Source organism: Sphingopyxis sp. GW821-FHT10B01, assembly GCF_059415685.1.
This window is the reverse complement of sequence record NZ_JBWKNS010000001.1, coordinates 259770-278384: the sequence shown is the minus strand read 5'-3', so window position 1 is coordinate 278384 and position 18615 is coordinate 259770. Positions and strand designations below refer to the sequence as shown.

General features: G+C 64.2%; 12 protein-coding genes. 7 read left to right on the top strand and 5 right to left on the bottom strand.

Features of this window, described 5'->3' with window-relative positions:
• Positions 1-3 precede the first annotated feature (3 nt).
• Genes AC07NV_RS01195 through AC07NV_RS01175 form a run of 5 tightly spaced genes read left to right on the top strand, consistent with a single transcriptional unit; the run spans position 4 to position 6916 of the window.
• Positions 4-354, top strand: coding sequence for a hypothetical protein (locus tag AC07NV_RS01195; RefSeq protein ID WP_495164508.1), 351 nt, complete (start codon positions 4-6; stop codon positions 352-354).
• A 59-nt stretch (positions 355-413) separates the two neighbouring features.
• The gene (locus AC07NV_RS01190) at positions 414-1679 is read left to right on the top strand and encodes a TolC family protein (RefSeq protein WP_495164507.1); all 1266 of its coding nucleotides are present in this window, start codon (positions 414-416) and stop codon (positions 1677-1679) included.
• On the top strand, positions 1676-2809 hold the full coding sequence (locus AC07NV_RS01185) for an efflux RND transporter periplasmic adaptor subunit (RefSeq protein WP_495164506.1): 1134 nt from the start codon (positions 1676-1678) through the stop codon (positions 2807-2809). The genes AC07NV_RS01190 and AC07NV_RS01185 overlap by 4 nt, the downstream gene beginning before the upstream one ends.
• Position 2810: 1 nt before the next feature.
• Complete coding sequence (locus tag AC07NV_RS01180) at positions 2811-6035, top strand: efflux RND transporter permease subunit (protein ID WP_495164505.1); 3225 nt, start codon at positions 2811-2813, stop codon at positions 6033-6035.
• Positions 6032-6916 carry a cation diffusion facilitator family transporter gene (locus AC07NV_RS01175; protein WP_495164504.1) on the top strand — a complete coding sequence of 295 codons (885 nt, stop codon included), beginning with the start codon at positions 6032-6034 and terminating at the stop codon, positions 6914-6916. Before AC07NV_RS01180 ends, AC07NV_RS01175 begins: the two co-directional genes overlap by 4 nt.
• On the opposite strand, the gene AC07NV_RS01170 is transcribed toward AC07NV_RS01175, so the two are convergent.
• Positions 6906-8144: an MFS transporter gene (locus AC07NV_RS01170; protein WP_495164503.1), complete on the bottom strand. Its 1239-nt coding sequence runs from the start codon at positions 8142-8144 to the stop codon at positions 6906-6908. The two genes, AC07NV_RS01175 and AC07NV_RS01170, sit on opposite strands and share 11 nt — an antisense overlap.
• A 254-nt stretch (positions 8145-8398) precedes the next feature.
• Complete coding sequence (bglX, locus tag AC07NV_RS01165) at positions 8399-10717, bottom strand: beta-glucosidase BglX (RefSeq protein ID WP_495164502.1); 2319 nt, start codon at positions 10715-10717, stop codon at positions 8399-8401.
• Positions 10718-10966: 249 nt separating this feature from the next.
• Between bglX and AC07NV_RS01160 the strand changes: the two genes are divergently transcribed.
• Entirely contained in the window at positions 10967-14035 is a 3069-nt protein-coding gene (locus AC07NV_RS01160) for a TonB-dependent receptor (protein ID WP_495164501.1), read from the top strand.
• Positions 14036-14107: 72 nt separating this feature from the next.
• Positions 14108-15601, top strand: coding sequence for a glucoamylase family protein (locus AC07NV_RS01155; RefSeq protein WP_495164500.1), 1494 nt, complete (start codon positions 14108-14110; stop codon positions 15599-15601).
• 29 nt (positions 15602-15630) lie between these two features.
• Here the strand turns inward: AC07NV_RS01155 and AC07NV_RS01150 are convergent, their stop codons facing one another.
• The 3 genes from AC07NV_RS01150 to AC07NV_RS01140 are packed head-to-tail and all read right to left on the bottom strand — an operon-like array spanning position 15631 to position 18598.
• Positions 15631-16500, bottom strand: a complete 870-nt coding sequence (locus AC07NV_RS01150) for an endonuclease/exonuclease/phosphatase family protein (RefSeq protein WP_495165140.1) — start codon at positions 16498-16500, stop codon at positions 15631-15633.
• A gap of 2 nt (positions 16501-16502) precedes the next feature.
• Positions 16503-17846 (bottom strand): GH1 family beta-glucosidase, encoded by a 1344-nt coding sequence (locus AC07NV_RS01145; protein ID WP_495164499.1) that lies wholly within the window; start codon positions 17844-17846, stop codon positions 16503-16505.
• Positions 17843-18598: a carboxylesterase family protein gene (locus AC07NV_RS01140; RefSeq protein ID WP_495164498.1), complete on the bottom strand. Its 756-nt coding sequence runs from the start codon at positions 18596-18598 to the stop codon at positions 17843-17845. The genes AC07NV_RS01145 and AC07NV_RS01140 overlap by 4 nt, the downstream gene beginning before the upstream one ends.
• Positions 18599-18615: the final 17 nt, after the last annotated feature.

The following is an 18615-nucleotide window of genomic DNA, read 5'->3' as shown; positions in this document are numbered from 1 at the left end:
CCCATGCGCGACTATATGCGCGGCATGCCGACGCTGATGCGCTTCCTGATTGGCTTGCTGGTTTCCCTGTCCATCGGATTCGGGAGCATTGCGCATGCAGCCGAAGCGCCGGCCTGGGCAACGGCCGAATATTGCGCTGAAGACGCCGGACACACGCAGGGCGAACCTGCCAACGACCCCGACAAAATGGGCTTCCACAATCATGGCGGCTGCCACGGCCATCATCAGGTCGGCAATATCGGCGTCAATGATGCGCCGACCTGCCTGCCGCTCAACGGCGTGAATTTTGCGGCTGGCGCCGATTTCGTGCCGCAACTGATCCCCGGCGCGAATCTGAGGCCGCCGATCGCCTGAACCAGCCCGTGCCGCCGGCCATCCGGCGGCTGACTTTGGCTTGTTCAGGATAAATCCCGATGAAATCATTATTGGCGGCCATATTGGCCGCGCCGCTCTGCGCCTTGCCGGTGCAGGCGCAAACCTCGTCTCCGTCCGCGGGCGGCGATGTGCTGACCCTTGACGAAGCGCTGGCTGACGCTGGCGTGACCACGCCGCTGACACAGGCGGCCGAAGCCGGCGTCTGGGCCGCGCAGGCCGGGCGCACTGTCGCTGGGCTTCGCCCCAATCCCTCGGTCAGCGTCGATACCGAAAATGCGCTCGGCACCGGGCCGTATCGCGGGTTCGACGAATCGGACACGACCATCGCGTTCGCGATGCCGGTCGAACTGGGCGGGAAAAGATCGGCGCGTATTGCGGTCGCCGATGCAAAGATCCAGCGCGCCCACGTCGACCTCGCGGTCGCCGAGGCCGATCGCCGCTTCGCGGTGACCGGGGCCTATGTTGCTGCGATCGCGTCGGAACGCCGTGCGACGGTTGCGGAAACGCAGGTTACGGTCACGACCGAGAATCTGCGGATCGCGCGCGACCGCGTGATGGTGGGCGCCAATTCGCCGATCGATGAACAGCGTGCGGCGCTGGAACAGATCAGGGCGACCACCGAAGCCGAAACCGCGCGGCGCACGGCAACGGCCGCGCGTGTCGCGCTCGCCCAATATGTCGGTGACGGGGCGGGTTCGGCGCTCGATCAGCGCTGGTTCGATCTTGCCGCGGCGCGGGCGCAGGGGCCGGGGGTGCCGGTCGATGCCCGCGGCACGCTGGCACTCGCCGCTGCCGCTGCGGACACCGCAGCGGCCGAAGCCGAACTGCGGCTGGCGCGCAGCCAACGCGCGCCGGATGTCACGCTGACCGCCGGGACGCGGCGGCTCGAGGCCAGCAACGATCAGGCGATGGTGTTCGGGGTCTCGGTGCCGCTGCCGTTGTTCAACGGCGGCAAGGCGGCGGTGACGCAGGCCGCACGCGAACGGGATCGGGCGGAAGCGCAGCGGCGCATCGCGCTGTTCGAAGCCGAGCGGGCGATTGCAGCCGCCGAGGCGGACCGCGACCGGGCCGCGACGGCGGTGCGCGCTTCCGAACCGGCACTGACCGCCGCGACCGAAGCCGCGCGCATCGCGCGCATCGGCTATGCCGAGGGCAAGTTCGACCAGCTCATCTTGCTCGATGCCGAACGGACCTTGCTCGACACACGCCGCGCCGGAATCGACGCGCGCGCCACCTATCATGATGCTGCCGCGCGCCTCGAACGGCTGACGGCGAAATTGCCCACCGAAGGGGGTATCCAATGACGACGATATCGAAATATCGGGCGGCGCTGCCGCTCGCGCTGATGCTTGTCCTCGCCGGTTGCGGAGAACAGGTGGCCAAACCCGCCGAGAAAGCCAAGGCGGAGGCAGAGGAGGTCGAAGGCGAAATCCACCTGACCGCGCAGCAGATCACGGCGGCGGGCATTGCCCTCGTCCGCCCGGCAGCGGGCGGCGCCGGTACGCTCAGCCTGCCCGCGACCATCGAAAGCGATCCGCAGGCGACGCAGGTCGTCTCGGCGGCGATCGGCGGCCGTATCGTCGCGCTGAACCGCAACCTCGGCGAAGCGGTCGGGCGCGGCGAGGTCGTCGCGGTAATCGAGAGCCGCGACGCCGCGGGGCTCCGCGCCGAGGTCGAGGCGGCACAGGCACGCTCGAACCTCGCCCGCTCGAACCTGTCGCGCGAGGAGCGGCTGTTCGCGCTCAAAGTCTCGCCCGAACGCGACCTGATTGCCGCGCGCACCGCGATGACCGAAGCGAATATCGCGCTCCGGCTTGCATCGCAGCAGCTGTCGGCAGCGGGCGTCGGCGGCGGGTCGCTCAACCGCATCGGCGTCGTCGCGCCGATCGGCGGGCAGGTCATAGCGCGCAGCGTCGTGCTGGGGCAGACCGTCGCCCCCGATGCCGAACTGTTCCGCGTCGCCAACCTCGGCCGCGTCGCGATCAACCTGTCGCTGACTCCCGCCGACGCCGGGCGCATCCGCGCCGGGACGCCGGTCGAGGTGCGGTCGGGTGCCCGCACGGCGACCGCGCGCGTCCATTTCGTGTCGCCGGTGCTCGATGCCGCGACGCGCCTCGTCCCGGCGGTCGCCCTGCTCGAGAACGGCGGCGGCGTCTGGCGACCCGGCGAGCCGGTCACCGCGATCCTGCAGGCGGGCGCTCCCGGGAACGCGGTGAGCGTGCCCGACAGCGCGATCCAGACCGTCGAGGGCAAGACGAGCGTCTTTGTCCGCACCAAAGAAGGCTTCCGCACCGTACCGGTCACCGTGACCTCGCGCGTCGGCGGCACGGCCACCGTCACCGGCCTGTCGGGCCGCGAACAACTCGCGGGCGAGGGCAGCTTTACCTTGAAGGCCGAGCTCGCCAAGGGCGAAGCCGAGCATGGGGGGCACTGACATGATCGCCTCCATCGTCAATTTCGCGGTCGCGCGGCGCTGGTTCGTGCTGCTCGTTACCGCCATCGCCACCTTGATCGGCGCGTGGGCGCTCAGCCGCCTGCCGATCGACGCCGTCCCCGACATCACCAACAATCAGGTCCAGATCAGCGCCCGCGCCCCGGCGCTGTCGCCCGAACAGGTCGAAAGGCAGGTCGCCTTTCCGATCGAAACCGCGCTCGCCGGCATCCCCGGCCTCGAAAGCACGCGCTCGCTCAGCCGCAACGGCTTTGCGCAGGTCACCGCGGTCTTCACCGACGCGACCGACATCTATTTCGCGCGCGCGCAGGTCGCCGAGCGGCTGCGCGGCGCCGAGCAGGCCTTGCCCGACGATGTCGTCCCCGAAATGGGGCCGATCGCGACGGGACTTGGCGAGGTCTTCATGTGGACGGTCCATATGGAGCATCGAAAGGACGACAAGCACAAGCCCGGCGAACCCGGGATGCAGCCCGACGGCAGCTACATCACGCCCGAGGGCGACCGGCTGGTTACCGACGCCGAAAAGGCGACCTATCTGCGCACTGCGCAGGACTGGATCGTTACGCCGCTGCTGAAGCCGATCTCGGGTCTGGCGGGCGTCGACACCATCGGCGGCTATGTGAAGCAATATCAGGTCGTTCCCGACGTCCAGCGGCTCGCGGCGCTGGGCCTCAGCCTCGGCGATCTGGCAACCGCGCTCGAGGCGAACAACCGCGCGATCGGCGCGGGCGTCGTCGACCGCAACGGCGAGGGCCTCGCGGTCCGCTCGGACGCGCGGATCGGCGGCGCCGAACAATTGGCGCAGACGATCATCGCGACGCGCGGCGGGGTTCCGATCCGCCTCGACCAGGTGGCAAGCGTGCGCACGGGACAGGCGATCCGCATGGGCTCGGCGTCCGAAAACGGCCGCGAGGTCGTCGTGGGCACCGCAATCATGCGAATTGGCGAAAATAGCCGCAATGTCGCGAGCCGCGTTTCGGAGCGGCTGGACGAGATCAACGCCTCGCTGCCGACCGACATCGTCATCCAGCCGGTGCTCGACCGCACCGGCCTCGTCAACGCGACGATCAAGACGGTGGCGAAAAACCTGACCGAGGGCGCGCTGCTCGTCATCGTCATCCTCTTCCTTTTGCTCGGAAATTTCCGTGCCGCGCTGATCGCCGCGCTCGTCATCCCGATCACGATGCTGCTCACCAGCTTCGGGATGCTCAAGGGCGGCGTGTCGGCCAATCTGATGAGTCTCGGCGCGCTCGACTTCGGTCTGATCGTCGACGGCGCGGTGATCATTGTGGAAAACACCCTCCGCCGCATCGGCGAACGGCAACATAAATTGGGTCGCACGCTCGATCGTGACGAGCGGCTCGGCGTTGTTGCCGCGGCCGCGCGCGAAATGATCCGGCCGTCGGTCTATGGGCAGGCGATCATCATCCTCGTTTATGTCCCGCTGCTTACGCTGACCGGGGTTGAAGGAAAGACCTTCACCCCAATGGCGTTGACGGTGATCGTCGCGCTTGCCGCCGCCTTCGTGTTGTCGCTGACTTTCGTCCCCGCGATGCTCGCGATCTGGCTGTCGAAACCCGTCGAGGAAAAGGAGGGGCGGATCATGCGCTGGCTCGGTTCGCGCTATGAACCCGGCCTCGACCGCGCGATGGGCACACCGCGCAAAACGATGCTCGCCGCGGTCGCGGCGCTGTTTGTCGGTGCGGGCGCCTATGTCACGCTGGGGCAGGAATTCCTGCCGCAACTCGACGAAGGCGACCTCACCGCGCAATTGCTGCGCGTTCCCGGAACCTCGGTCGACCAGAGCCAGGCGATGCAGCTGCGCGCCGAACGCGCGCTTGCCGCCTTGCCCGAGGTGAAGTTCGTCTTTTCGAAGACGGGTACCGCCGAACTCGCGTCCGATCCGATGCCGCCGAATATTTCGGACAGCTTCATCATTATGAAGGACCGGAAGGAGTGGCCCGACCCGCGTCTTACCAAGGCGGAGTTGACCGAGAAGGTCGAAAAGGCGCTCGCCGGCCTGCCCGGCAACGCCTTTGAGATCAGCCAGCCGATCCAGATGCGCTTCAACGAACTGATCGCCGGGGTGCGCGGCGATGTGGCGGTCAAGGTCTTCGGTGACGACAGCGATGCGATGGCTGCGACGGCCAACCGCATCGCGGCGGTCCTTCGCAAGACCGAAGGCGCGACCGATGTCCGCGTCGAACAGACCGAAGGCCTGCCGATGCTCGATATCCGGCCGGACCGTGATGCCATGGCACGCCTCGGCATCACCGCCGCGGTACTGCAGGAGACCATTGCAGCAGCGGTCGGTGGACGCGATGCGGGTGTCATCTTCGAAGGTGACCGGCGCTTTGCGGTTACGATCCGCCTGTCCGATGCCGCGCGCGCCGATTTTGCGGCGCTGGGGCAGGTGCCGGTACCGACGCCCGGCGGCAGCTTCGTGCCGCTCGAAAGCGTGGCGGAACTCGCGGTGGTCGACGGCCCGAACCAGATCAGCCGCGAAAATGGCAAAAGGCGGATCGTCGTGCAGGCGAATGTCCGTGGCCGCGATGTTGCGAGCGTGGTCGAGGATGCGCAGGGCGCGATCCGCGAACAGGTGCGCCTGCCCGCGGGCCAATATGTCGAATGGGGCGGGCAGTTCGAAAACCTCGCTTCGGCACGCGACCGGCTCGCGCTCGTCGTTCCCGCCTGCTTCGCGTTGATCCTGCTGCTCCTCTATGGTGCGCTGGGCAGCGTGCGCGATGCTGCGATCGTCTTCACCGGTGTGCCGCTCGCGCTTGTCGGCGGGATGCTTGCGTTGGCGCTGCGTGGCATGCCCTTTTCGATCTCCGCGGCGGTGGGTTTCATCGCCTTGTCGGGGATCGCGGTGCTCAACGGGCTGGTGATGGTGACATCGATCCAGCAATTGATCGCCGACGGTATGAAGCGCGCCGAAGCGGCAAAAGCGGGCGCCTTGGCAAGGCTGCGGCCGGTGGTGATGACCGCGCTCGTCGCCTCGCTCGGTTTCGTGCCGATGGCGCTCGCGACCGGGGCGGGGGCCGAGGTGCAAAAGCCGCTTGCGACGGTCGTTATCGGCGGCTTGATCTCCGCCACGCTGCTGACCCTGTTCGTGCTGCCGACACTCTATGCACGCTATGGAAGGCCGCGCGCGCATACGTCGGATATCGAAACCGCGCCGACCGGCGCCTTGCCGCAAGGAGCATGACGATGGGACAGGACCACAGCCACGATCATGTCGCGGGTGCCAACACCCGCATGCTCGGATGGGCCTTGGCGCTGACGGCGACCTTTCTGGTCGTGGAGGTGGCGGGCGGGCTGTATTTCAACAGCCTCGCCCTCCTGTCCGACGCCGGTCATATGCTGACCGACGTCGCGGCGCTCGCGATCGCGCTGCTCGCCATCCGGCTTGGGGCAAAACCGCCCGACGAGAGGCGGACCTTCGGCTACCGCCGCTCCGAGATATTGGCGGCGACCTTCAACGCGCTGATGCTTTTCGCCATCGCCATCTATGTTTTCGTCGAGGCGATCGACCGGTTCCGCGACCCGCAGCCGGTCCAGTCGTGGGGCATGATGGTGGTCGCTGCTGTCGGCCTCGTCGTCAATCTGGTCGCGATGCGGATGCTGGTCGCGGGCAAGGAGGCGAGCTTCAACGTCAAGGGCGCTTATCTGGAGGTGTGGGCCGACATGATCGGGTCGGTCGGCGTCATCATCGGTGCGATTTTGATCCGCTTCACCGGCTGGACATGGGTCGACCCGGTGGTTGCGGTGCTGATCGGCCTGTGGGTGCTGCCACGGACGTGGATATTGCTGCGCGGAACGGTGAATATCTTGCTGGAGGGTGTACCCGACGGCGTCGAAATTCGCGAGGTGCGCGATGCCGTGGAAAGCGTTCCCGGTGTAGCCGGGCTACGGCAATTGCATGTCTGGTCGATCAGCAACCGCGAAAACCGCGCCGCGGTTCATATCCTCGCATCGCCGGGAAGCGATATCGGCGGGCTGCAACGCGGCATCGCCGAACTGCTGCACGACCGCTTCGATATTGCGGGGTCGACGATTCAGGTCGAACCGGCGGCCGTCACGGCATAAGCCGGCCTTCGTCGCGCCGTGGCATCGGCGCGACGAAGCGCAGGACCAGCGCCGACAGGATCAGCCAACCCGCTGACCCGAGGATCGCGCCCGGCAGCGACGCCAGATCGGCGATCAGTCCCAGCGCATAGGCGCCGAGCGCCATCGCGCCAAAGGTGACGGCCTGATAGATCGACAGGCAGCGGCCGAGGATTTCCTCGGGTGAGCGCAATTGCATTGCGACGTTGAGCGTGGTCAGCGTCGACACCCATGCGCCGCCAGCGATAAAGGCAGCGATCATCAGCGACGGCAGGCTGGCGGTCAGCGCGACCGGCAGCATTGCGGCGGCAAAGATCAGCGAGGCAGCGGTCACCACCCGGTCGCTGCCCCAGCGCCGCCGCGCCGAACTCACCAACAACGCGCCGAAGATCGATCCCGCGCCAAAGGCGGCAAGACACAGCCCATAGGTGATTTCGGTGCCGTGCAGCCGGTCGCGGACAAGCGAAGGCAGCAAAGCCTGGAATCCCGCCGCGCCGAAACCGAACGCGAAGCCGCGGATCAACACCCGGCGCACCGGGTTGGAGTGGGCGCAGAAACGGATCCCCTCGGCGATGGCCGCGAGCATCGAGGTGCGGCGCCGCGGCGTCGTCTCGGGGTGCCAGCGCAGCAGCACGACGATCAGCACCAGATAGCTGATCGCATTGAGCCCAAAGGCCGCGGCCGTGCCGACGATCGAGATCAATAGCCCGCCAAGCGCCGGGCCGACGCTGCGCGCAAGATTATAGGCGATGGTGTTCAGCGCGATCGCCTGCGGCAGATCCCTTGGCCCGACCTGCAGCCGCACCGAAGCCTGCCACGCCGGGCCGTTGAGCGCCGTGCCGCACCCGACGGCGAGGGTGAAGAACAGCAGGGTCAGCGGTGTGATCGCACCCAGATAGGTGGTTAGCGTCAGCAGGGCCGAGACGATGAGCATCCCGGTCTGCGCCGCGAGCATCACGCGGCGGCGGTCGAAATTGTCCGCAATCGCGCCCGCGAAAATGCCGAGCAGCAGAATGGGGATTGTCGCTCCCGCCTGCACCAGCGCGATCAGCAGGTGCGACTGGGTAAGCTCGGTCATCAGCCACGCCGCGGCGACCGACTGGATCATCGACCCCATGTTCGACGCTAAGTTGGCGATCCAGATTGCGCGAAACGCCGGGTAGCGGAAGGGCGCGAGCGCCGAGGGCGGGGCGGGCGTGTCTGGACTCACGCCCATTCGCCTAACCCGGCCCGCCACCCTCGGCAAGGCCGACTATGCGGGAGAGATTCTCATGCGACTTGTAGGGCCCCGTTTGGAATGGGGCCTTCTCTCCACGCTCGTCATGCTGAACTCGTTTCAGCATCCACGGCCTGCGCTATCCTTTGGCGCGGCGCGGATGGAGAAGGCGGACCATGGATGCTGAAACGAGTTCAGCATGACGAAGAAGAGAGGAAAGCCATATATGTTCGAAGGGGAGAACGCTCCTATTCGGTCAGTTCGAATGCGGCTTCAGACCCTGTGGCGGACGAGGGGCCGACCCAGAGCTTGAACTGGCCAGGCTCGCTGCCCCAGCTCATGTCCTGCCGCGTGAAGGCAAGGTCGGCGTCGGTCAGCGTAAAGCGGATCGTGCGCTTCTCGCCCTTCTTGAGCATCACTTTCTCAAAGCCTTTCAGCTCCTTTACCGGCCGCGTCACCGATCCGACGAGGTCGCGAACGTAAAGCTGCACGACTTCCTCGCCGTCGCGTGCGCCGCTGTTGGTGACCGTTATACTCGCGGTCAGTTTCTCGCCCGGCCGCACCTTCGCCTTGTCGAGTGTCACCGGCGAGTAAGTGAAGCTGGTGTAGCTCAGCCCGTAACCGAAGGGATAAAGCGGGGTGTTCGGCGTATCGAGGTAGCGCGACACATATTTCGCGCCCGGTGCGCCAAGCTCGATCGGACGGCCCGTGTTCTTCATATCGTAGTGAATCGGAACCTGTCCGACATTGCGCGGAAAGGTCACGGGCAATTTGGCCGACGGATTATAGTCGCCGTACAGCACGTCGGCGATCGCATGACCGCCCATCGTACCGGGGTACCAGGCTTCGAGGATCGCATCGGCGTTGGCATCGGCCCAGCCGATGCTGTTCGGGCGTCCGCTCATCAGCACGACGATGATCGGCTTGCCGGTTTTCTTGAGCTCTTCGAGCAACGCCTGCTGATTTCCCGGCAGGTCGAGCGAGGTGCGGCTCGCCGCTTCGCCGGTCATGTTCCAATGCTCCCCCACCGCGGCGATGATCACATCCGATTTCTGCGCGAGTGCGATCGCCTCGGCAAAGCCGTCGGTCTTGCCTTCGGCGGCGAAGTCATAGCTCGCGCCCTTGGCGAAAGCGACGCTCGTGCCCTTCGGCGCCCGCGCCTGCAGTCCTTCGAGCAGCGTTACCGGCCGCGTCTTGCGGTCGCCTGCCGCCGACCAGCTGCCGATCATGTCCTCCTTGCTGTTGCCGAGCGGGCCGATCACCGCGATCGACTTCGCCGCGGCGGCGAGGGGCAGGGCATTGTCCTTGTTCTTCAGCAGCACGATCGACTTGCGCGCCACATCACGCGCCGCTTCGAGGAATTCGGGCTTGTAGATCGTCGCCTTCTCGCGTTCCTCATTGGCATAGCGATAGGGATCTTCGAACAGGCCGAGGCGATATTTCATTTCGAGGATCGATTTCACCGCGGCGTCGATCCGCGTCATGTCGACCTTGCCTTCGGCGACCGATCCGGCGAGGTTTTCCATATAGACCGCGCCTTGCATGTCCATGTCGACCCCGGCGTTGATCGCCTGCTCGCCCGCCTGTTTCAGGTCCTTGGCATAGCCGTGCGGGACCATTTCGTTGATCGACGTGTAATCGGTTACGACGAATCCCTTGAACCCCCATTTGTCGCGCAGCACATCGGTCAACAGATAGTGGCTGCCCGACGCGGGCACGCCGTCATATTCGTTGAACGACGTCATGAACGTCGCGGCGCCGGCATCGGCGGCGGCCTTGAACGGCGGCAGGTAAATGTCGCGCAGCGTGCGCTCGGAAATATCGACCGTGTGATAGTCGCGTCCCGCCTGCGCTGCGCCATAGGCGGCGAAATGTTTGGCGGTCGCGAGGATCGTGTCGGGGCGCGAAAGGTCGTCGCCCTGATATCCGCGCACGCGCGCCTTCGCGATCAGGCTGCCAAGGTAGACATCTTCGCCCGCACCTTCGGAAATACGGCCCCAACGCGCATCGCGCGCGATGTCGACCATCGGCGAAAAGGTCCAGTGGATGCCCTCGGCCGATGCCTCGACCGCCGAAACTCTCGCTGACTTTTCAATGGCCTGCAAGTCCCAGCTCGCCGCTTCACCCAGCGAGATCGGGAAAATCGTCCGGTGCCCGTGAATGACATCGTACCCGAATATCAGCGGAATCTTAAGCCGCGTCCCCTCGACGGCGAGCTGCTGCAATTCGCGCGTATATTTGGCGGTATAGGCATTGAAGATTGCGCCGATGCGCCCGGCGCGGACATCTTCCTTATAGCTGTCGCGCATCGTCGGGCCGGTCGATTCCCAATTGCTCGTCAGAAGATTCAGCTGACCGACTTTTTCGTCGAGCGTCATCTTCGCCATCAGATCGGCGATGAAGCCATCCATCTTGGGATCAGGGCGCATCCAGCCCGCGGCATCTGCGGGTGTCTTCTGGTTGGCACTCGCTGCGGGCTTTGCCAGCAGCGGGCCGGGGGCCATCTGTCCCGCCACCATCAGGGTGGCCAGCGTCAGGCATATGAGGTTGCGCGGCATCGGCGGCATGATTCGTCCTTCCCGGTCGGGTCTGTTTATACATTGTCACGCGGATTGGCCGAAATCGGCCGAAAACCGGCTGGTCCCCGATCGCATCCATCTGTGTCGCTTCCCCCTATACAGCTATCGTGAAACCGGTTACAAATCAAAAAAACAACGACGTGATTTCCCGCGATTCGTCGCTGCATCGGAGGCAATGCCGGTCGGCGAACGAGGACAAGGCGGGGAATGTCGGGGGCGCTAAAAAGGGAGGATGCCGTGAAGTTTTCGCATGATTTTCAGAATGATTCTGCACGCCAGTCGCGGGCTCGTTCGCTAGCCGCTGCGCTGGCGTGGAGCAGTGCCGCCGCTGTGCTTGCGGTCGCCGTTGCGACTCCGGCGCATGCTCAGGTATCGGGCGCATCGCTGCGCGGCACGGTAAAGGCCGAAGGCGGCGTCTCCGAAGTTACCGCGATCAACGTCAAAACCGGCCTGACGCGCACTTCGACCGTCAGCGCCAATGGCAGCTATGGTTTTTCCTCGCTGCCGGTCGGTACCTATCGCCTCGAATTCACGACCTCGACGGGCAAGCGCCAGACCGACGAATTCACGCTCAATGTCGCGCAGAGCGCGGTGCTCGACTTTGACTTCTCGCAGCCCGATATCGCCGAAGGCGGCGACGATGCGATCATCGTCACGGGCAGTCGTCTCCGCTCGATGGAAGGCGGCGAAGTCGGGGCGAACATCTCGCAGCGGCTGATCGAGCAGCTTCCGCAGAACAATCGCAACTTCCTTGCCTTTGCCGATCTCGCGCCGGGTGTGCAGTTCGTCACCAATAGTGCGAACCAGACGAGCTTGCGGGGCGGTGCCCAAGGCGCCAATTCGATCAATGTCTTCATCGACGGCGTCAGCCAGAAGGATTATGTGCTGAAGGGCGGGGTCACCGGTCAGGATACGACGCAGGGCAACCCTTTCCCCCAGCTCGCGATCGGCGAATATCGCGTCATTTCGTCGAATTATAAGGCCGAATATGATCAGGTCAGCTCGGTCGCCATCACCGCGGTGACCAAATCGGGTACCAACGAATTCCATGGCGAAGGCTTTTTCGATTTCTCCAATCAAAGCCTGCGCGACCGGTTGCCGCGCGAAAATTTTCCGACCTATATTCCCAAGGTGCGTACCAAGGACATGCAGTTCGGTGGCGCGCTGGGCGGCCCGATCATCAAGGATGTTCTGCATTTCTTCGTGACTTATGAAGGCAAGCGCCGCGTCGAACCGCGCGAGATCAAGCCGGGTCTTGACCTGCCGGTCAGCTTTTTCCCCGAAAAATATCGGGGGGCGTTCGGTGCGAGGACGTCGTCGTTCAACGAAGACCTCTATTTCGGGAAGATCAACTTCACGCCGACAGCGAACGATCTGTTCGAATTTTCGGTCAAATATCGCGACGAGAGCGGGGAAGAGCTCAACAACGGCTTTGCTGCCGAAGAGACGCGAACCGATACGAAGGTCAAGGAATGGCGCGGCCTCGCCCGCTGGGAACATACCGCCGATACCTGGGTCAATGATTTCAAGGTTGCCTATGAGGATGTCACCTGGGGGCCGCGTCCGCTCAATTTTGGCAATATCTCGTTGTTCAATGCGACCGTGCCGAACGCGCCGCCGGTGACCGGAACCCGGCGCGGCGACATCTTGCGCATCGGCGCGGGCTCCAATTTCCAGGACAAGGGTCAAAAGGGCTGGCAGGTCTCGAACGATTTCACCTGGACCGGCCTTGAGAGCCACACATTCAAGGTGGGCGTGAAAGCGAAATGGATTGAGCTCAACACCAACACGCAAAATGGCGTGAATCCGCTCTTCATTTATAACGCGACCTATGTCCCTGCGGGTGTTCCGGCGGGCACGTTCAACGATACCATTCCCTATCGGATGACATTCAGCGCTCCGGTGAATGGCGGCGATCCCAATATCACGTCGAAGAATTTCCAGTTCGGTATTTATGCGCAGGACGACTGGGAGGTCGACGACCGCCTGACGCTCAATATTGGCCTGCGCTGGGATTATGAGCGGACGCCGGCGTTCCTCAATTACAAGCATGATCCTGCTATCGCCGAGTTTGTGGCGGGCCGGGCGTCGTATCGGGCCGCCAACGGCACCGTCACGCCGCCGTACCTTAATCTTCGCAACGCCAATTACGACATCGACGACTATATCTCGACGGGCAGCGAGCGAAAGGCGTTCAAGGGGGCGTGGCAGCCGCGCCTCGGCTTCACCTATGCGCTCGATGAAGAAAAGCGTTTCGCGATCTTCGGTGGCTATGGCCGTTCCTATGACCGGACGCAGTTCGACTTCATCCAGCAGGAACTCGCGCAGGGTCTGTTTGCTGGCCGCACGTTCAACTTCAACAATCCGGGAGATACGGCCAACACCTGCGCCCCGAGTTCGACCTGCATCGCCTGGAACCCGGCCTATCTGACGCAGGCCGGGCGCGATGCCTTGATCGCGGGGCTACCGGTAGGGGCAGGGCGCGAGCTGCGCTTTATCAAGAATGACCTGAAGACGCCCTATTCGGACCAGTTCAGCGTGGGCGTTCGCGGCAAGTTCAACCTGCTCGATCTCGAAGCCGGTTACTCCTATGTCGAAAGCCACGACGGTTTCGCCTATGTGCTCGGCAATCGCCGGCCTGACGGCAGCTTTTTCCCGGCCACCGGGCGTCCGGACTCGCCGTTCGGAAATCCCCCCGCACCTTTCGGCAGCATTATTCTTGGCACCAACGGGATCGAAACGCGCGCCAACACGGCTTATTTCAAGCTGACCAAGCGTTACACCGAATTCTCGCCGTGGAGCCTCGATGCGACCTACAGCTTCACCGATGCGGAAGAGAATCGCGAGCTTGGGCAGGTGTTCGCGCTCGATTTCCCGGGTATCGAATATTATCCCTTCATCTCGGCGACGGGCACGCGCAAGCATCGCTTCGTGATGGCGGGAACGGTCGATATTCCGCTTGGCATTACGCTGTCGGGCAAGTTCCAGATCGCTTCGCCCAAATATCTCGCCGCCTTCATCGATCAGGCGGGCACGCCGCCGATCCGCGACGTCCAGTCGATCGAGACCAAGGGCAATGGCGATCGCTGGGGCTTCCGCCAGATGGACCTCTCGATCACCAAATATGTTCCGCTTGGCTTCCTCAGCGACGAATCGCGACTGCGGTTCCGTGTCGACATCATCAACCTGTTCAACGACCGCAACTATAGCGGCTTCAGTGCAATCACCGGTCTGCGTAACGAGAACGACCTCGGTCTCGATGGCCCGCCGCGTACAATTAAGCTATCGGCCGGCTTCCAATTCTGACCGGCTGAAAGGCGCCCGGCCCGCACCCCCCCCCTCCCGCGGGCCGGGCGCCTCACTTTTTTGGAGTATCGAATGTCGTTCCGGAACGGGGCGTTTATCCTGCCTCTCGTCGCGCTGACCGCCGCTTGTACCGCCACTCCCGCCCCGTCCGCCGCTCCTCCGGCCATGACGGCCTTGGCGCCGATGACCGAAGCCGCTTTTTCGGAAGAGCTGACCCAGCGGACCTTTCGCTATTTCTGGGACACGACCGATACGACGCGCTGTCTCGCGCCCGATCGCTGGCCGAGCAATCCGTTTTCGTCGATCGCCGCGACCGGCTTTGCGCTGACGGCCTACGGCATCGGTGCCGAGCGCGGCTATGTGACGCGCGGCGAAGCGGCGCTGCGCACGCGCGACTGCCTGCGCTTCTACTGGGACGCGCCGCAGGGGCCCGAGGCAGCCGGAACCACCGGCTACAAGGGCTTCTTCTATCATTTCCTGAAAAATGACGACGGCACACGGTACAAGACGAACGAGCTGTCGACCGTCGACACCAGCCTGTTCCTCGGCGGCGCGCTATTCGCGCAAAGCTATTACGACCGAAGCGACCCGGTCGAGGCCGAGATCCGGGATCTCGCCGAGAAGATCTACACGCGCGTCGACTGGACCTTTGTCCAGCGCACGAACACCGGCACGCAGGCACGCAATCTCGCCAATTCGCACGGCATCACGATGGGATGGAAGCCCGAGCGCGGTTTCGAAACGCACGACTGGGTTGGCTATAATGAGGGCATGCTCGTCTATGTGCTGGCGCTGGGTTCACCGACCCACCCCGTAGGCAAGGATGCGTGGGACAAGGGCTGGGCGGCCGACCTCGAAAAGGACTGGGGCCGCTATTACGGGCAGGAGCACCTGCAGTTCGAACCGATGTTCGGGCACCAATATAGCCATGTCTGGGTCGATTTTCGCGGCATTCGTGACGCGTTCATGCGCGGCAAGGGCATCGACTATTTCGAGAACAGCCGCCGCGCGACGCTGTCGCAGCGCGCCTATGGCGCCGACAATCCGAACAAATGGGCGGATTACAGCGCCGATATCTGGGGCTGGACCGCGTCGGACGGGCCCGGATATTCCAAGGACAAATATAGCGTGAACGGCGCGCCTCGAGCGTTCAACGGTTATATGGCGCGCGGCGTCAGCGCAGAGCGCGTTGTCGACGATGGCACGATCGTCCCGACCGCAGCGGGCGGCTCGGTTGCCTTCGCGCCCGAAGTGACGATTCCGGCGCTGATGGCGATGCGGACGAAATATGGCGAGCGGCTTTATACCCGCTATGGCTTTAAGGACGCGTTCAACCCCAGCTTCACTTTTGCCGATACGGGCACACGAAGCGGAACGGTCGATCCGGTTCAGGGCTGGGTTGCAAACGACTATCTGGGTATCGACCAGGGTCCGATCCTCGCGATGATGGAAAACCATCGCAGCGGCTTTGTCTGGAATGTGATGCGGAAGAACCCGCATATCGCCCGCGGGCTCAAGCGGATCGGTTTTACCGGTGGGTGGCTCGACAAGGCGAAGACCGAATAATCGTTCCCCGGCTCTTGCCGGGGAACCGACTAGCAGCTTGCTCCGATACAAATATCCGCCAGAACCGGATAATGATCCGACGGCAGCTTGCCGCCCGTCTGCTGGGTCAGCGTGGCATGCCGCAGCACGGCGACCCCGTCGTTGACGAAAATATGGTCGATCGGGCTTGCTTCGACTTGCTCGATCTTGAACGCGGTGAAGGTGCCAAGCGGGCCGAAATGCGGGGTGCGGCTGATCGCCAGGGTATCGCGCAGCGCAATCTGGCCGGGTGCCGCGTTGGTGATCGCGTTATGCGCGGGGCTGTCCGCTGGACTGTTGAAATCGCCCATCAGCACTACCGTCTCCCCGGCCTTGCGGTTGTCGCCGATCCAGCGGCGAATCTGCCGCGCGCTTTCCAGCCGGGCTGTCGTGCCCACATGATCGAAATGGGTGTTCACGACCAGCAGCGCGCGGCGCGAGGCCTTGTCCTTCAGCCGTGCCCAGCTCGCAACGCGCGGATAGGCGGCGTCCCAGCCCTTGCCGGGAACCGCGGGAGTCGGCGACAGCCAGAAGGTGCCCGACCCCGTCAACATGAACCGGTCGCGCCGAAACCCGAGCGGTGAAAACTCGCCCTTTTCCTTGCCGTCGTCGCGCGCGACGCCGACGAATTGATAGGCGGGCAGGTCGGTTTCGACCCCTTGCTTCTGGTGGAGCAGCACCTCTTGCATCCCGACAAGGTCGGGCGCGTAGTAGGCGACGAGGCTGGTCAACGCGCTCCGCCGGTGCGGCCAGGCATTGTCGCCGTCCGACGCGAGATCGAGCCGGATATTGTAGGTCATCGTGCTATAGCGGTCGGCGCGCTCCTTCGCCGCCGCCGGCAGCGCGAGCAAGGCCGCGATCATCAGCGTCAGCCAGCGCATCGTCACAGATTCCCGCCGTTGGTGGCGATGACATTGCTATAGAAATGCGCGCTGCGCTTCGGCGTGCGGACCTGTGTTTCATAGTCGACATGGACGATGCCGAAGCGCTTCGAAAAGCCCAATGACCATTCAAGATTGTCGAGCAGCGACCAGGCCATATAGCCGCGCACGTCGACCCCCTGCTTGATCGCATCGCCGATCGCCGAGATATGCGTGCGGAGGTAATCGCAGCGCAACGGGTCGTCGATCCCGTCGGGCCCTGCGGTCGGCGGGTCATAGAAGGCGGCGCCATTTTCGGTGATATAGACCGGGATGTCGCCATAGGTGTCGCGGAACCAGACCAGCATGTCGGTCAGCGCGGGCGGATAGACTTCCCAGTCGGTCGTGGTGTGCGTCGCATTCTGCTTCACCGGCGAGGCGCCGACGGGCCACTGGTTCGGGTCGGCCTGCACGACGTTACGCGTGTAGTAATTGATCCCGATGAAATCGACCGGCTGGCAGATGTCTTTCAGATCTTCGGCGGACCATTGCTGCCACGCTTCGCCAAACACCTCGGCGAGCTCGGCGGGGTAGCTGCCCTTCAGCGCCGGGTCGAGATATTGGCGGTTCATATAGGCGTGCGCGCGTGCGGTCGCCGCGATGTCCTCAGGGCTGTCGCTCGCCGGATATTTGGGCTCGATGTTGACGACCAAGCCGATTTCATGTGCGCCTTCGCTGCGATACGCCTCGACTGCGGCACCGTGCGCGCGCATCAGATTGTGGCTCGCGATCGGGGTTTCGAAGAGGTTGCGATGCCCGGGTGCGAGCGCGCCGTGGAGATAGCCGCCGTCGGTGATCACCCACGGCTCGTTGAGCGTGACCCATTTCTTCACGCGCCCGTCGAGCCGGCGGTACATCACCGAGCCATAGTCTGCGAACCACGCGGCGATATCGCGGTTGAGCCAGCCGCCCTTGTCGTCGAGTGCGACGGGCAGGTCCCAATGGTGCAGCGTCAGCAACGGTTCGATGTCATTCTTCAGCAACTCGTCGACGAGCCGCTCGTAAAAACCGAGGCCGGGCTCGTTCACGCGCCCGGTACCCTCGGGCAACACGCGGCCCCAGTTCACGCTGAAGCGATAGGCCTTCAGTCCCAGTTCCTTCATCAGCGCGACGTCGCTTTCCATGCGGTTATAATGGTCGCACGCGATATCGCCGGTATCGCCCTTAACGGCCATCAGCCGCGGGTCGTGGCTGAACCGCTGCCAGATGCTCGCGCCCGCGCCGTCGGCGAGCGGCGATCCTTCGATCTGATAGGCAGCGGTCGCCGCACCCCACAGGAAATCGTCGGGGAAAACAGTCTGCGTCATTTCTTGTCCTTGGTTGTGTTTTGCGGGGAGGAAAGTCGATGTTCGAGGAGCCAGGCGTAGAGCGCCGGGTCGTCATAGGCGGGGTCCCAGGCGTTATGGCCGAGGTCGGGATAGATGGTCAGGCGCACCTTGCGGCCTCCGCAGGCGCGGATTGCGCGCGCCATGGCGAAGCTGCCTTCGGGCGTGACGACATCGTCACGGTCGCCGTGGAAGGCCCAGACGGGCAGATCCATCAACCGGCATGCTTCGCCGGGATTGCCGCGCCCCGCGACCGCCGCCATCGCCGCGAAACGCTTCGGCTCGGCAATCGCCCAGCGCCAGCTGGCATGGCCGCCGCGGCTGAGGCCGGTGAGGTATAGGCGCGCCGGATCGACGCGCCAGGTCTTGGCAATATGGTCGGCCAGCCGGTCGAGCTTCTCGATATCCCAGTCCTGACCGGCGCCGAGCAAAGGCGACACGGTGAGGAAAGGAAAGGCCGGATCGCGCTCGGCGATCTTGGGCGGACCGTGGATTTTCACCTTCGCGATGTCGTCGCCGCGCTCGCCCGATCCATGCAAGAAGATCAGAAGAGGATAGGTCTTGTCCTTGTCGGTCAAATAGCCTTTGGGCAGGAAGAGCTGATATTGGTAGCTTCCGGCCTCGATCGGCGGCTGAGGCGTCTGTCCCTCGATTATCGGCGGCGCCTTCGCCCTTGCGGCGGCGGGAGCGGCGGCAAGGGACAGGCTCAGCAGCGCTGCGGTCCAGTATTTCATCTTTCTGTCCTTGGAAC